Source organism: Bifidobacterium sp. UTBIF-68 (assembly GCF_006408855.1).
Taxonomy (GTDB): Bacteria; Actinomycetota; Actinomycetes; order Actinomycetales; family Bifidobacteriaceae; genus Bifidobacterium; species Bifidobacterium reuteri.
The window spans coordinates 1-936 of the sequence record NZ_JFAN01000066.1 but is presented as its reverse complement, the minus strand read 5'-3'; the positions used below and the strand labels follow the sequence as shown (position 1 = coordinate 936).

1 protein-coding gene is annotated in these 936 nt (G+C 65.4%); it reads left to right on the top strand.

The window, feature by feature from the left end:
- On the top strand, positions 1-887 hold an 887-nt coding region (locus BW14_RS11795), incomplete at its 5' end, for an ISL3 family transposase (RefSeq protein ID WP_140490793.1).
- Positions 888-936: the final 49 nt, after the last annotated feature.

Below are 936 nucleotides of genomic sequence, written 5' to 3'. Positions count from 1 at the left end.
TGTCGGCCCTGACTCGCGTCGACTGGAAGAGCGTGGGGCCGATCTGCCGGCGCGTGGCCGACGACCTGCGCGCCGAACAGGGCGCCGGCCTGTTCGACCATCTGCGTTCCATCGGCGTGGACGAGACCAGCTACAGAAAAGGCCACAAGTACATGACGGTCGTCGTCGACCACGACCGCGGGCGCGTGGTCTGGATGCACCCGGGGCACGGGGAGAAGGTCTTCGACCTGTTCTTCCAGCAGCTGACGCCGGCCCAGCGCGCATCCATCCAGGTGATCACCGGCGACGGGGCGCGGTGGATCGACGAGTGCGCGTTCCGCTGGTGCCCGCAGGCCGAACGCATCCTCGACGGGTTCCACATCGTGTCCTGGGCGACCGACGCGCTCGACAAGGTCCGAACCGCCGCATGGCGCGAGGCCAGAAAGGCCGGCACGACCCGGAAAGGCGCCAAGGACCCGATCAAGGGCGCCAGATGGGCGCTGCTGAAGAACGAGGGCGACCTGACCGCCGGCCAGAAGGCCCAATTGGAGTGCGTGGCGAACACCAACGAGACCCTCTGGGAGGCGTACAAGCTCAAGGAACGCCTCAGGATGATCCTCAAGCAGACGGCGGACGAGGCCGCGCCCATGCTGCGCCAATGGGCCGCGGACGCGTTCCTGTCCGGCATCCCGGGATTCGTCCCGCTCGGCGAGAAGATCGCCAGACGCCACTTCGACATCCTCACAACCATCCGTTCCGGACTGTCCAACGCCAGGCTCGAGGCCATCAACAACAAGATCAAGACCACCATCAAGATCGGCTACGGCTACCGCAACCTCGACAACCTCATCAGCCTCGTCATGCTCAAATGCGGAGGACTTGACCTCCAACTCCCCGGACGCCAATAACCAGAAGGCCGGACCAGTGCTCCACACCCACACAAACACCCGAAGAGCC